We start from the raw sequence: 13371 nt of genomic DNA on the forward strand, positions 1-13371 counted from the left end.
GCCTGTGCGGGGCTGGTCGGGGCCAAACCCAGAAACAACTTGTTATCAAACCACCCCCGCCATTCGGCCACTTTCCCACATCAAGCTGGCTGCATCTGCTAAAAAGCCCACATGCCCACCCTCCTCCTCACCCACCTGCGCCGCCGCTGGCTCGCCTGGCTGTGCGCCACCCTGCTGGTCATCGGCCTGCCCACCAGCTGCGCCGTCCTCCAGCACAAGGAGCGCGAGCTGGTGTTCCGCGTAGAACCCGGCCAGGCCAGCTGGTTCCGTGGCCTGCCCGGTGATGTGCAGGAACTTGACCTGCGCCCGCGCAGCTTCAGCGCCAACCAGAGCCTGCACGCCTGGTGGTGGCCGGCCAAACGTGCCAATGCCCCGGCCATCCTCTACCTGCATGGCGTGCGCTGGAACCTGACCGGGCAGCTGTTCCGTATCGAGCAACTGCATGCCATGGGCTACTCGGTTCTGGCTGTGGACTACCGCGGCTTTGGCCAAAGCCGCGGCGGCCTGCCCTCGGAGGCCACAGTCTATGAAGATGCGCGCATCGCCTGGGAGCGCTTTGCACAGCTGCAGCCCGATGCTGGCAAGCGCTTGATCTTTGGTCATTCGCTGGGCGGCGCCGTGGCGGTGGAGCTGGCCAGTGAGCTGGCCGCCGAGGCCCGCAACAACGGAACGGCAGCGCCGGCACGTGGGCTGATACTGGAGTCGACATTCACCTCGTTGGGCGATGTCGCTGCAGCGGTGGCCAACACTTCATTGCCGGTGCGTTGGTTGATGTCGCAGAAGTTCGACTCGCTGGGCAAGATCAAGGATGTCAGCTTGCCCGTGCTGCTGGTGCATGGGCTGGATGACCGCTTTGTGCCGCCGCGTTTCAGCCAGCAGTTGTTCGATGCCGCTCAGGAACCCAAGACATTGCTGCTGGTGCCCGGGGCGAGCCACAACAACAGCATGAGCCTGGCCGGGCAGCGTTATCGACGGGCAATACAGGCGCTGCTCTGAAGCATTCACTGGCCTCATCGCCGGCAAGCCAGCTCCCACAGGAATTGCACATGGCTTGAAATTTGTGCGGTCGGTGTGGGAGCTGGCTTGCCGGCGATTGGGCTGCGAAGCAGCCCCTCCTCACTGTACGGGCAGGAAGTTCATCAGCAGCAGACTCTGGGCATAATTGAGGCCTATCCGCCGATACCGCTCATCCAGCAGCTCTGCCAACAAATCCAGGCGCGCCACGATCTTGCCGAACTCCACGGCAAAGCTCAGGTTGCTGCCCTCTTCCGAAATCTCGTTGGAAAACAGCAGCAACACGCCATTGGCGTCCTGACGCTGGCTCAACATCCAGGTGGCCTTTTCGATGTTGCGCGCCGCGTTGTTGATGAACAGCGGGTCGATCGTATCGGTCATGTAGAATTCGGTACGCCCGCCGTGCGCGGTAATCAGCATGCTGCCGATGGCATAGATAAAGGCACCGACGCGGTCACCACGAAACTCCGGGCTCAGGGCGTAGCTCAAGGCAGCCAGGTCGCGTCGGTTGCCCAGTTGCGGCAGTGGTTGGCGCTGTTCGATGGCCATGCGGATCTGCCGCTCGGCGGTGGCGGCGTCGACATAACCGGACATCTTCCACTGGTTGGGGTTGCGCAGGTACAGCTTGTTCATCAGCAAATACAGGCTTTGCAGGTTGTCGCGCATCGACAGCGTGGCCAGGCGGTCGACGCTGGTCTGGAACAGTTCGCTGGGCTTGCCATTGCCGAACTGGTCGAGCATGTCGCGGCCCTGCTCCTGAGTGCAGGCGCACAGGCATGTGAGGGCGCCTGCCAGCAGCAGGCGGGGGAGGAAATGGGGGTAGCTTGCAACCATCGGCACCGGGTCGATATTCGGCGGCTGCGCTGGGGGTCAGTGCAGCCTGGCCAAGCATAGAGCCCGGAAAATGGAAAAAGTGCGGTGGTTGGAGTTTCTGGATACCTGTGCCGGCCTCTTCGCGGGCTCGCCCGCTCCCACAGAGACCGCACAGTAATTGGCATCTGTGGGAGCGGGCAAGCCCGCGAAGAGGCCCGCCCAGGCAACACAAGGTCACATGGCGTGACGCAACATTTCCACCACCTGCGCATGCAGCGCCGGGTCACCACAGGCCACTACACAGCCGCCATTCTGCGCACTGCTGCCATCCCACGCAGTAATCACCCCGCCCGCCCCTTCGATGATCGGCATCAGCGCCTGCACGTCATACGGCTGCAGGCTCGCCTCGACGATCACGTCGACAAACCCCGATGCCAGCATGCAATAGGCATAGCAATCACCGCCATAACGCATCAAGCGTGCCTGCCCGGCAACGGCCTCGAACGCAGCCTTGCGCTCGGCAGTGTCGAACATGTCGGGCGTGGTGCACATCAGCGTGGCTGAAGCCAGGTCGGCGCAGGCCCGGGTTTTCAGCGGCGTACCGCTGCGCCAGGCGCCTTCAGGGGTGCCTACAAAGCGTTCACCGGTGAACGGCTGGTTCATTACGCCAACCACCGGGCGTTCGCCGTCGTTCAAGGCAATCAGTGTGCCCCACAGCGGCAGGCCGGTAATGAAGGCACGGGTGCCGTCGATCGGGTCAAGCACCCAGGTGAGCGGGCTGCTACCGACGGCCACTCCCGCTTCTTCACCGAGAATGCCGTGCTCGGGGTAGCGGGCCTGGATCAGCTCGCGCATGGCATCTTCAGCCGCCTTGTCGGCCACGGTCACCGGGTCGTAAAGCCGCCCGCCCTTGTCCTCGACATCCAGGCTGGCACGAAAGTACGGTTTGATCGCCACGGCGGCAGCATCGGCCAGCTGCTCGGCGAAGGTGCGGAATTCGCCGATCTGTTCAACACTCAGGGACATTGCAACAAGCCTCGTGACAAAGATGGAGGGCGGCATCATACCCCACAACCCGCACTGCGCCAGCCGTGCGCTCAAGGTGAACACGGTTGAAAGAGTGGGGCGATGATACCGGCGCCAGGTGAAAACAGCGTGAGCGGTTTTATCGGGTACACACGGGTCTAGACTGAACAGAACCAGCTACCCGGGGGGCTGCCACACGTGGAGGTGTGAGATGAGCCAGTTCAAGCGCTTGTGTGTCATGCTCGGCCCGCAGATGCGCCATACGCCAGCGCTGCAACGCGCGGCGGCGCTGGCGGAATCCAGCGGTGCACTGCTGGATATCAATGTGTTCGTCGACGATGTCGACACCTTTGGCTTGATGAGCGATGGCCGCGAGCGTGAGCGGCTGCTCAGTGACAACCGCCAGTGGCTGGCGGATGAGGCCGAACAACTGGGCAATGCGGGCCTGGATGTGTCCACCGAGTTGTTGTTGATCCGCGACCCGCTGGCCAGCGTGCTGGAACGGGTCGAACGGCAAGGCTGCGACTTGCTGGTCAAGGATGTGCAGCATGAACCGGTGCTCAAGCGCCTGTTGGTCACGCCACTGGACTGGCAGTTGCTCAAGGACAGCCCGGTTGCCGTGCACCTGGTCAGCGACATCCGCCTGCCCCTGCCCCGGCAGATTGCCGCGGCGGTGGACCTGAACAGCCACGGAGCTGGCGAGCACCTGGATGAGCAGGTCATACAGGCGGCGCATGCGCTGGCCCTGCAATGCGACGCCGAACTGCACTTGCTGCATGTGTGCGATGCAGCCAAGACCCACATCGCCGATTTCGGCGCCGGCACGGTGACCATGCCGGGTTTCGATGGCAGCGTGCGAACCGCGCAGCGGGCCGCATTCAACCGCCTGGGTGACCACCACCAGATCCCTTTGGAGCGCCGGCACTTTCTTGAAGGTGCCGCGATCAGGGCAATTGCCCAGTTTGTCGGCCACAGCCGGGCGGATGTGATCGTGATGGGCAGCCATCGGCATGACGCCATGCAGACATACCTTGGCGGAACGACGGCGCATGTGCTGGAGCATCCGCTGTGCAATGTGCTGGCGATCAAGGCGGTGCGCTGAGGGGCTGTAACCTGGTCCGGCCTCTTCGCGGGCATGCCCGCTCCCACAGGATTTCCTATCAGGTTCAGGAAAAGTGAATCCCTGTGGGAGCGGGCGTGCCCGCGAAGAATCCAGCACCGATCTGCCTGCTTGGTATCTGGTACACCAGTGCCACTTAAAAAGAATGCATTTGATAATGATTCGTAGTAATTTCGCGACGCTTCCTTACCCTCTCCCTCAGCGCCCTACTCCAGGATCGTACCGTCGATGCGTCGCACGTTCGTTTCGCTTTGTGTGCTTCATGCTGTCTCCCCGCTGGCCTTTGCCGAGCCTGAACCGCTCAGCGAACCCGCGCAGATCGAACTCCAGGCCCTCAGCATCACCGGCAGCGCCGACAGTGAACGCGCCGATGGCCCGGTCCAGGGCTACAAGGCCACCCGCTCGGCCAGTGCCACCCGCACCGACACGGCGCTGCACGAAACGCCGCAATCGGTCAGCGTGGTGCCCAAGGACGTGCTGGAAGACACCGGCGCCACGCGCCTGCAGGACGGCCTGGACTACGCCGGCGGTGTAGGCCGCGCCAACAACTTTGGCGGCCAGGGCCTGACGACCTTTACCGTGCGTGGTTTCACTACCGGCGAGTTCTACCGCAACGGTTTCCCGATCAACCGCGGCTACCCCAACGCCCCGGACGCCAATACCGTCGAGCGCCTGGAAGTGATCCGTGGCCCGGCTACCAGCCTGTACGGCCGTGGCGACCCCGGTGGTACGTTCAACGTGGTCAGTAAGCAGCCCCTGCCAGAGTCCAAGGTCACCCTGGGCAGCCAGTTCGATGACCAGGGCATGCACCGCGCCACGCTGGACGCCACTGGCCCACTGAACAGCGACGGCTCGCTGGCCTATCGCCTGAATGTGCTGGGTGAAGGCGGTGAAAGCTTCCGTGACGACGTGGAAAGCGAGCGCTACGATGTGGCGCCAGTCATCAGCTGGCAGGTCAATGACGCCACGAAGATCATCTTCGAAGGCGACTTCATGCGTAACAACCACCCGTTGGACCGCGGCCTGACCCGCTATGCAACACAGACCGGCAGCGCTTCGCGTGATACCTACATATGGGAAAAAGGCAGCGACAACCTGCTGCACAACGACAACAACATGGCCCAGGTGCGTTTCGAGCATTTGCTGAACGACAGCTGGACGCTGGCAGGTGGGTTCCAGTTCCTCGATGGCTCGCTCAAGGGCAACGCTGTCGAAGCCAACGGCGCACCGGCAGACGGCCGCACGCTGCAGCGCAACTTCAACTACCGCAAGCTCGAGTGGACCGATCGTGATTGGCAGCTGAACCTGACCGGGCATTTCGATACGGGCGGTTTCAGCCACACCCTGCTGACCGGCGTCGAGTACGAGAACTACGACTACAACTCGATCATTCAGCGCTCCTCTGCGGTTAATGGCACCTACCCTATCGACATCTACAACCCGGTCCTGGGCCAGACTCGGCCAGCGCTTACCCGCACCACCACCTGGGACAAGGAAAACCTGCAAACCTGGGCCTTCTTCATCCAGGACCAGGTGGCGCTGACCGAGCGCCTGAAGGCGCTGGCAGGGGTGCGCTTCGAGCGCTTCGAGCATGACTACGACAACAAGCTGACCGATGCCGGCGACTTCAGCAAGGGCGAAAACGGGGTCACGCCGCGCTTCGGCCTGCTCTACGACCTGACCGATACGGTTGCGGTTTATGCCAACACCGCACGCTCGTTCAAGCCCAACAGCGGCACGCCGTTTGCGGGAGGTGGCTTTGATCCGGAAAAAGGCAAGTCCTACGAACTGGGCGTGAAGTGGGAGCCGCTGGATCGCCAGCTTAGTGTGGATGCAGCGGTGTACCACATCGTCAAGGAAAACGTGCTCACCCTGGATCCGGCAAAAACCAACTACAGCCTGGCCGCTGGCGAGGTGCGCAGCCGTGGCCTGGATATCAACATTGCGGGCAACATCACGCCGGAGTGGCGTGTGATCGGCGGCTACGCCTATGTCGACGCTGAAGTGACCAAGGACAACCGCCTACCCACCGGCACACGCCTGGCGAACATCCCGCGCAACACGTTCAGCCTGCTCAACACCTACGAGTTCCAGGACGGCTTTGCGAAAGGCCTGGGCCTGGGGGTTGGGGTGAAATATGTGGATGACCGCAATGGCCAGACCGAGGCGGTGACCTACAACATGGACCAGTACACCGTGGTTGACCTGCTGGCTTTCTACAAGGTCAACGAGCACGTGCGCCTGAACCTGGACGTGAAGAACCTTTTCAACAAAGAGTACGACGAGGGGGCGTTCAACCTTTACGCCTACCCGGGGGCACCTCGGACAGTGCAGGCTGGGGTTTCCTATACATTCTGAACGACTGGGGCTGCTTTGCAGCCCATCGCAGGCAAGCCAGCTCCTACAGGTGCGGCGCATCCTTTAAAAGCGATGCGGTTGGTGTGGGAGCTGGCTTGCCTGCGATGGGCCGCACGGCGGCCCCCAGCTTCAGAAACCTTTGCTGTAGAACAGCGAGTACGACTCGATCCCGTCATTCGGCTGCTTGATCCCCGCATTGGAATAATGCATCGCACGGATCCCCACCTTCTGCTCGCCCGGCAACTTCAGGCCAAAGCCGATGCGGTCTTCGAAGTTCACTGCCGAGCCCATGCGCTGGTCGCCCACATCGGTCTTGGAAAACGCCGCCAGGCCAATACCCGCCTCAATGTACGGGGTATAGGTGAAACCACTGAACTCGTAGGTAAATACCGGGCTGAACGACAACGAATGTGCACCACTGGCGTCACCGCCCTCCCAGTAGGTGTAGGCCGCATCCCAATAACCGGTCAGATAACCGGTGCTGCTCTCCAGCCACTTCTTGTCCCAGTCGAACGACACGCCAATACGGTAAGTCATGTCGCCTTGGCCAGTGGCGCCAACCGCACCGGACACCTGCGCGGCCTGGGCCAGGTTGGCCCCTGCAAAGGCCAGCACTGCAGCGGCCAGCGATGCTGCTAGACGGGTTTTCATCAACGACTCTCCTGATGGTCTACACGGCAAGCGGGGGCTTTGGCCCCTCGATTTTATTGGGTGACCGGCGCATCCAACCCGGTCACACGAAGTAATAGTTTTTTGATTATTGTCTAGATAATCAGAAAGTTGAAAGTGAATTGCCACTATTGGCTAATTAGCTTGCTCAGGTGCAGTCTGCATGGCCTGGATGAAGTACTCCGCCCAGGCAAGAGTACATACGTACTCCTGCCCGTTTTGCGCTAACGCCAGTTCAGGCTCACCGTTGCAGGCGCCTTGCCGTTAACGGTCACCATTTGCTGCACCGTCTGCCCTTGAGCGTTGCCAGTCACTTTGTATTTGCCAGGAGGCAACTGCACATACAGCAGCGGCCCGGCATCCGTGACACTGAGCACGGAGTGGCCCTGGGCGCTCTGGATGTCGACATTGGCACCGCTCTCGAACTTGCCTTTCGGCCCGGTAGAAAGCTCTATATGCAAGTCGTAGCCTGGGGTTTTGCGCAGGGCATTGGCCTCATCCTGGCCAATGCCTCCCTGGAGAAAACGCACGCCGTTCTGTTCCTGGGGTTGCAGCTGAACGGCCTGCATGTCGATGGGGGCATTGAGATCGGCGGCGGCAGCCAGGGTCCATGGCAGCGCCAAGGTGATCAGCAATGCCGCGCCGAGGGCATAGTGATGGTTACGCATGGTACGACCCTCCTTTCGAGGATGGCTTACCTAGTATCTGATCCTTCAGGCGTAACGGCGTTCTGCCGAGTACGTGGTCAGGGTCGTGACATTCGGCACTAACTCATCAAGCTAACGTTAATTTATATATAGATCATTAGTTTGTACTGGTTTCCTCAAGCAGTTTCACGAACATGCTCAAGCTGCGCGATACTGTGCCCCGACGCCACACCAGCCAGGTTTTCAGGTAGCGGAAATCCTCCGACATGGGCCAGGCACTGACCGTGCTACACCCGGGCATGTTGTCGAGCATGCTGCGCGGCATCATGGCCAGGCCGGCGCCAGCGCTGACACAGGCCAACATGCCGTGGTACGACTCCATCTCGTGAATCTTGCCCGGCACCGCCTGGTCCTTCACGAACCAGTTTTCAAAGTGATGGCGATAGGAGCAGTTGGCGCGGAAGGCGTAGATGCTCTCACCGTTGACATCCTGGGCGCGGGTGACTGGCGCGTGGTTGAGTGGCGCGATCACCATCATCTCTTCCTCGAACACTGGCATGCCCTCCAATGTCGGGTGCAGCACCGGCCCATCGACAAACGCCGCCACCAGGCGACCCGACAACACACCTTCAAGCATCGTCCCCGAGGGCCCGGTAGACAGGTCCAGGTCAACTTTCGGGTAGCGCTGGTTATACGCCGCCAGCAAGGCCGGGATGCGTACGGCTGCCGTGCTCTCCAGCGAACCAAGGGCGAAGGTGCCCTGCGGGTCTTCACCGGCCACGGCCAGCCGCGCCTCCTGCACCAGATCAAGGATGCGCCGGGTGTATTCAAGGAAATTCCAGCCGGCAGGTGACAGGCGCAGGCGGCTTTTTTCACGAATGAACAGTTCAACGCCCAGGTCTTCTTCCAACTGCTTGATGCGCGTGGTCAGGTTCGACGGCACCCGATGAATGTGCTGCGCGGCGGCGCTGATGCTGCCCTGCTCTGCCACGGCCTTGAAGATCTCCAGTTGCACCAGGTCCACAGCCTTTCTCCAAACGTGAATGTTTCGCTCATTATTATTCAGTTTTCATTAAAGCCATAGCCCACTAGTCTGGCGTCACTGATTAACAACAACGAGAGTGTCCGCCATGAGCGCGATCAGCAGCCTGACCCACGCCATCTCCCTCGACCCGTACAGCGGCGAGCAGATCGGCGCCTACCCGTTCGATACTGACGCCGCACTGGAAGCGGCGCTGCAACGTGCCAAGGTTGGCTACCGCCAGTGGCGCCAGGTGTCGCTGGGTCAGCGCAGCGAGTACCTGCTCGCCGTGGCCAGCACCCTCGAAAGCAAGGCCGAAGCCTTTGCCCAGATGATCAGCCGCGAAATCGGCAAGCCGATAGCCCAGGCCCGTGGTGAGGTCAGCAAGTGCGTCGGCCTGTGCCGCTGGTATGCCGAGCACGGCCCGGCCATGCTGGCACCGGAAGCGACCCAGGTTGAAAAAGCCCGTATCGAATACCGCCCGCTTGGCCCGATCCTGGCCGTGATGCCGTGGAACTTCCCGGTCTGGCAAGTGTTGCGTGGCGCCGTACCGGCAATCCTGGCGGGTAACACCTATGTGCTCAAGCATGCGCCGAACGTGATGGGCAGCGCCTACCTGCTGGGCGAACTGTTCAAGGATGCCGGCCTGCCGGAAGGCGTGTTCGAAGTACTGAACGTGACGCCGGAGGGCGTTACCCGCGCCATCAACGACCCACGCATCGCCGCCGTTACCCTCACCGGTAGCGTGCGTGCAGGCATGGCAATTGGTGCCCAGGCCGGTGCTGCGCTGAAAAAGTGCGTGCTGGAACTTGGCGGTTCCGACCCGTTCATCGTGCTGGCCGACGCCGACCTGGATGCCGCCGTCAAGGCTGCGGTCATCGGCCGCTACCAGAACACCGGCCAGGTCTGTGCCGCGGCCAAGCGCCTGATCGTGGAAGAAAGCATTGTCGAAGAGTTCACGCGCAAGTTTGTTGAAGCCACTCGCGAGCTGAAAGTCGGCAACCCGCTGGACGACGCAACCTACATTGGCCCGATGGCTCGTTACGACCTGCGCGACGAGCTGGATGGCCAGGTGCAGGCAACCCTCGCCGAGGGCGCCACCCTGCTGCTGGGCGGCAACAAGGTAGAGGGCGTAGGCAACTTCTACGCGCCGACCGTGTTCGCCAATGTGACTCCGGACATGACCGCGTTCAAGCAGGAGCTGTTTGGCCCGGTAGCGGCGATCATCACTGCCCGTGACGCCGACCATGCGGTGGAGCTGGCCAACGACAGCGAGTTCGGCCTGGCCTCGACCATCTACACCGCCGACTATGCGCTGGCCGAGCGCATGACCGCAGCGCTGGATACCGGTGGCGTGTTCATCAACGGCTACTGCGCATCCGACCCCCGCGTGGCGTTCGGTGGCGTGAAGAAGAGCGGTTTCGGGCGTGAGTTGTCGCACTTTGGGGTGCGCGAGTTCACCAATGCCCAGACGGTATGGCTGGACCGTAACTGATTCAAAACCCTTGGGGCCGCTCTGCGGCCCTTCGCGGGCACGCCCGCTCCCACAGGATTGTGCATTACCCTGTGGGAACGGGCGTGCCCGCGAAGGGCTGCAAAGCAGCCCCAGGCATATCAATCCCGGACCTGGTCCTTGACCCAGTCCAGCATCCCACCCGGCACAATCAGCTCATGCCGTGCCCGCGAACACGCGGTATACAACCCCGCCAGCATCCGCGCCCGCTCATTGCGGTTACCCGCCACCTGCGGCGCCACCATCAGCTCCGCTGACACCATCACCCGGGCGAACTCCATGTTCTTTACATCCCGCACCCGGCCGAGAAACAGCTTGGGCGCCTTGTCCCAACGGTAGCGACTCTTGGCTTTGGCAAAATGCTCCGGCGTATAGCCTTTGCGCAGCATAGTGGCCACGGCAAGGAAGGCCTTGTCATCCCCCTTGTCCTGCTCCAGCGCCTGCCAACTGGCATATCGGAACAGCATCGGGTGACGCGGCCGGGTGCCGTAGCGATAGAGCTCGATGCAGTCCTCGACGAACAGCTCGAAGTCCTTGCGTGCGCTTTTCAGCAAAACGAACGGCACGCCTTGGTGCGTCAGGCGCTGGAACCAGCCGAACAAGCCCCATTCGTCATCGACAATCAGCGCCGTGGGTTGTTCAGGCACTGTCACGGCATCGAAAAAACTGACCCGGGTGTAGTGCTCGGCACTGCCACTGAAGGCCGCCTGGATCGCCGCCGGGTGCGCCTGGATCAGTGGGTTGAGCACATTGTCCATGGCTGGCCCCGCACGCAGGGAGTGGTCGATGCAGCGTTGGCGGATGAAGCTGCCATGGTGTGGGCTGAGGCCATTGAGGTTCTGCAGCTCGTCACCCAATGCAATGATGGACTGCGGGCTGCGGTCCAGCACGGCAAGCATGGGTGCCGACAGCTCGTGGGCCTCGTCGACGATCACGTGGGTATAGCGGCTGTCGATCACATAGCCCGTCAACGACAGCAGTTTGACCCGGTGGTAGTCACGCACCGGCAACTGGATCTCCCGTGCAGACGGGCGAATCAGCTCTTGCCAGTACAGCCGCGCTTTTTCCAACAGCACTTCCTGATCCAGCGGTGAGGTACCAGGCCCCGCCCAAGGCAGATGGTGCAGTTGCAGCTGAGTGTCGGCGCTGTGGCAAAACGTGCGCACGGCGCGCACGCACAAGGCAACCACATCACGTGCGGCAAGCGGGCCGATGTCGGGGATGGCCAGCCAGCGCACCACTTGCGCGTCCTGCGGGCGCCACGACAGCTTGGTGCGATAGGGATCGCGCAGTCGCCAGCCGTTGGCGGTAAGGTCGCGGTTCAGCAATTCGTCGGCCAGCTGGCCAAACGTCAGTGCGGTGTAGGCCGCAGCGTCCTTCACCCGCGCCTGCAGAGCACGCAACTGGCCTTCGGTCAGTGCCAACAGCAGCGTACGCTGTGGCTCCAGCAGGCGGGCGAACTGGTGAATCAGGAAGGTCTTGCCAGTACCGGCGAAGCCTTGCACTGCCACCGACTCGTCGATGCCACTGAGGAATTCACGCAACAGGCGGTTCTGCTGGTCGCTAAGCATCAGGTCGCTAGCCAGCGATGGCAGGTATACCGGGTGCAGCGGCGTGGCCCGCTGGCGGTAGGTATCGGCGAACTGGAAATTCCACTGGCCTTCAGCATCCAGCAACTCGTTTGCCTGGTACTCGACTTCTTCCGACAAAAGCGCAATGCCGTTTTCGCCCAACATGCCCAGGCCCATGGCAAAGGCCTCACGATCGAAGTGCTGGGCCACCTGGCGCTGGAAGCGCCCGGGGGCGGCGCTCTCGACTTCGTTGGCGATGCGCACGATTTCGGCGAAACGCCGCTCTTGCGCGTCGGCCGACGCGGTGGCGGGCGGGCGCGGCAGGTTTTGCACGAACAGCACCGTGGCGGCGTCGAGCACACTGGCGGTGCTGAAGAAGTCGCTATTGGGCTCGCTGGCGAGGCGGTCGGCCCGATCGCTGGGCAAAGGCAGGTAGAACATCGTGACCTCGGTTGGAATCAGGCCGGCACGATAGCAACTTTCGGCGCTGATTGTGGAATACCTGTGGGAGCGGGCATGCCCGCGAAGCAGGCCACTCGGTGTATGGCACCGGCCTTGCCGGTGTTCGCGGGCTCGCCCGCTCCCACAGGTCCCTGCTATATCAATGATTTAGCGGTTGTTCTTTGAGAGTAGGCTCACCTGCGAAAAGGCCATTGAGCCCGCCGCCCTCAACCCCTGCTCCGCTTCAAGGTCTCGCTGGGAAACTCCTTGAACAACTGCCGGTAACTCTCTGAAAACCTTCCTAAATGCCAAAACGACCAACGCATCGCTACCTCGGCCACAGTCCCCTTGCCATCGCGTAGCAAATCACGACGCGCACCGTTCAACCGGCGTAGGCGCAACCACTGCGCCGGTGGCATTCCGGTAAATGCCTTGAACGCCTGCTGCAACTGGCGCAGCGAAACCCCTGCAACCTCCGCCAACTCCACCAGATTCAAGGTCTCCTCGGGGCAATCTGCCGCCCACTCGCTCACCCGGCGCATGATCGCCCGTTCTTCGTCACGCCTTCCCAAGGCCACGCCCTCCAGGCGCTGGCTGGCGTTATCGAGGATGAACAGGCAATCCTCCAGCAATTGCTCCGCCAAGGCCTGCCCCTGCAGCGGGCAATCCGCCTCGCCAAGGCGCGTCAGCGTGGCGCTGAGCCAACTGCCGAACAGTGCGTTCTGCCCACTGCCCAGCGGCACCATGAACAACCCTTCCAGGCGTTGCGGGTCCAGGCCATGACGGGCCAGGAACGCCTGGTCGAATACCACCGCCACTTCCTGATAGTTCTCTGGGGTGATCCAGATATTGCGGCTTTGCTCATTCAGCAGATACAGGCTGTTTTCACTGCGGTCGAAACAGAACGCCAGTGAGCCACTCGGGGCTCGAAAAAACTGCTCTACCCGGGTATTGAGCCGCTCCTCATACACCTCCACGCCATCCATCCCCAGACAGCGGAGTTCACCGCTGAAATGCCCCGGCGACATCTGCCGGTAGTGCTGCTGCCAACCAGGGGTAGCGCGCACCTGCTCAGAGACATCGGTGGTATGGAAGGCCTGGACTTGCAGCGCATTGGGCGTTTTCACGCGAGATCCTAGTTGCACTCTTTTGGTGCATTGCTTGCCGAAGAAAATGGA

General features: G+C 61.9%; 11 protein-coding genes. 4 read left to right on the forward strand and 7 right to left on the reverse strand.

The genetic code is table 11. The annotated features are described in order from the left end of the window. The first annotated feature begins 111 nt into the window (after window positions 1-111). Entirely contained in the window at window positions 112-996 is an 885-nt protein-coding gene (locus ACFY9W_RS03440) for an alpha/beta fold hydrolase (RefSeq protein ID WP_391125768.1), read from the forward strand. Between the two features lie 120 nt (window positions 997-1116). On the opposite strand, the gene ACFY9W_RS03445 is transcribed toward ACFY9W_RS03440, so the two are convergent. Both ACFY9W_RS03445 and hisN read right to left on the reverse strand, forming a co-directional pair. Then, on the reverse strand, window positions 1117-1848 hold the full coding sequence (locus ACFY9W_RS03445) for a hypothetical protein (protein WP_391125771.1): 732 nt from the start codon (window positions 1846-1848) through the stop codon (window positions 1117-1119). Window positions 1849-2061: 213 nt separating this feature from the next. Further along, complete coding sequence (gene hisN, locus ACFY9W_RS03450; RefSeq protein ID WP_391125774.1) at window positions 2062-2853, reverse strand: histidinol-phosphatase; 792 nt, start codon at window positions 2851-2853, stop codon at window positions 2062-2064. 211 nt (window positions 2854-3064) lie between these two features. Here hisN and ACFY9W_RS03455 point away from each other — a divergent pair, with 211 nt between their 5' ends. Together ACFY9W_RS03455 and ACFY9W_RS03460 are read left to right on the forward strand one after the other, a co-directional pair. After that, the gene (locus ACFY9W_RS03455; protein WP_391125777.1) at window positions 3065-3955 is read left to right on the forward strand and encodes a universal stress protein; all 891 of its coding nucleotides are present in this window, start codon (window positions 3065-3067) and stop codon (window positions 3953-3955) included. A gap of 246 nt (window positions 3956-4201) precedes the next feature. After that, entirely contained in the window at window positions 4202-6331 is a 2130-nt protein-coding gene (locus ACFY9W_RS03460) for a TonB-dependent siderophore receptor (protein WP_391125780.1), read from the forward strand. Between the two features lie 129 nt (window positions 6332-6460). Here ACFY9W_RS03460 and ACFY9W_RS03465 read toward each other — a convergent pair whose 3' ends face one another. From ACFY9W_RS03465 to ACFY9W_RS03475, 3 genes are all read right to left on the reverse strand, one after another. After that, window positions 6461-6982 (reverse strand): acyloxyacyl hydrolase, encoded by a 522-nt coding sequence (locus ACFY9W_RS03465; protein WP_391125783.1) that lies wholly within the window; start codon window positions 6980-6982, stop codon window positions 6461-6463. Between the two features lie 242 nt (window positions 6983-7224). Then, the gene (locus ACFY9W_RS03470) at window positions 7225-7668 is read right to left on the reverse strand and encodes a carboxypeptidase regulatory-like domain-containing protein (RefSeq protein ID WP_391125785.1); all 444 of its coding nucleotides are present in this window, start codon (window positions 7666-7668) and stop codon (window positions 7225-7227) included. Window positions 7669-7804: 136 nt separating this feature from the next. Continuing rightward, window positions 7805-8671, reverse strand: a complete 867-nt coding sequence (locus ACFY9W_RS03475; protein WP_391125788.1) for a LysR substrate-binding domain-containing protein — start codon at window positions 8669-8671, stop codon at window positions 7805-7807. 106 nt (window positions 8672-8777) lie between these two features. Between ACFY9W_RS03475 and ACFY9W_RS03480 the strand changes: the two genes are divergently transcribed. Continuing rightward, window positions 8778-10163 (forward strand): aldehyde dehydrogenase family protein, encoded by a 1386-nt coding sequence (locus ACFY9W_RS03480; protein WP_391125791.1) that lies wholly within the window; start codon window positions 8778-8780, stop codon window positions 10161-10163. A 119-nt stretch (window positions 10164-10282) separates the two neighbouring features. Here ACFY9W_RS03480 and ACFY9W_RS03485 read toward each other — a convergent pair whose 3' ends face one another. Next, window positions 10283-12193: a hypothetical protein gene (locus tag ACFY9W_RS03485; RefSeq protein ID WP_391125794.1), complete on the reverse strand. Its 1911-nt coding sequence runs from the start codon at window positions 12191-12193 to the stop codon at window positions 10283-10285. A gap of 227 nt (window positions 12194-12420) precedes the next feature. Beyond that, window positions 12421-13320 (reverse strand): helix-turn-helix domain-containing protein, encoded by a 900-nt coding sequence (locus ACFY9W_RS03490; RefSeq protein ID WP_391125796.1) that lies wholly within the window; start codon window positions 13318-13320, stop codon window positions 12421-12423. Window positions 13321-13371 lie beyond the last annotated feature (51 nt).

The organism is Pseudomonas sp. NPDC008258, from assembly GCF_042956345.1.
In the GTDB taxonomy this organism is placed as follows: Bacteria; Pseudomonadota; Gammaproteobacteria; order Pseudomonadales; family Pseudomonadaceae; genus Aquipseudomonas.

Coding starts and splice junctions, on each gene's coding strand:
- ACFY9W_RS03440 (WP_391125768.1), top strand. CDS start 112: ATGCCCACCCTCCTCCTCACCCACCTGCGCCGCCGCTGGCTCGCCTGG.
- ACFY9W_RS03445 (WP_391125771.1), bottom strand. CDS start 1,848: ATGGTTGCAAGCTACCCCCATTTCCTCCCCCGCCTGCTGCTGGCAGGC.
- hisN (WP_391125774.1), bottom strand. CDS start 2,853: ATGTCCCTGAGTGTTGAACAGATCGGCGAATTCCGCACCTTCGCCGAG.
- ACFY9W_RS03455 (WP_391125777.1), top strand. CDS start 3,065: ATGAGCCAGTTCAAGCGCTTGTGTGTCATGCTCGGCCCGCAGATGCGC.
- ACFY9W_RS03460 (WP_391125780.1), top strand. CDS start 4,202: ATGCGTCGCACGTTCGTTTCGCTTTGTGTGCTTCATGCTGTCTCCCCG.
- ACFY9W_RS03465 (WP_391125783.1), bottom strand. CDS start 6,982: ATGAAAACCCGTCTAGCAGCATCGCTGGCCGCTGCAGTGCTGGCCTTT.
- ACFY9W_RS03470 (WP_391125785.1), bottom strand. CDS start 7,668: ATGCGTAACCATCACTATGCCCTCGGCGCGGCATTGCTGATCACCTTG.
- ACFY9W_RS03480 (WP_391125791.1), top strand. CDS start 8,778: ATGAGCGCGATCAGCAGCCTGACCCACGCCATCTCCCTCGACCCGTAC.
- ACFY9W_RS03485 (WP_391125794.1), bottom strand. CDS start 12,193: ATGTTCTACCTGCCTTTGCCCAGCGATCGGGCCGACCGCCTCGCCAGC.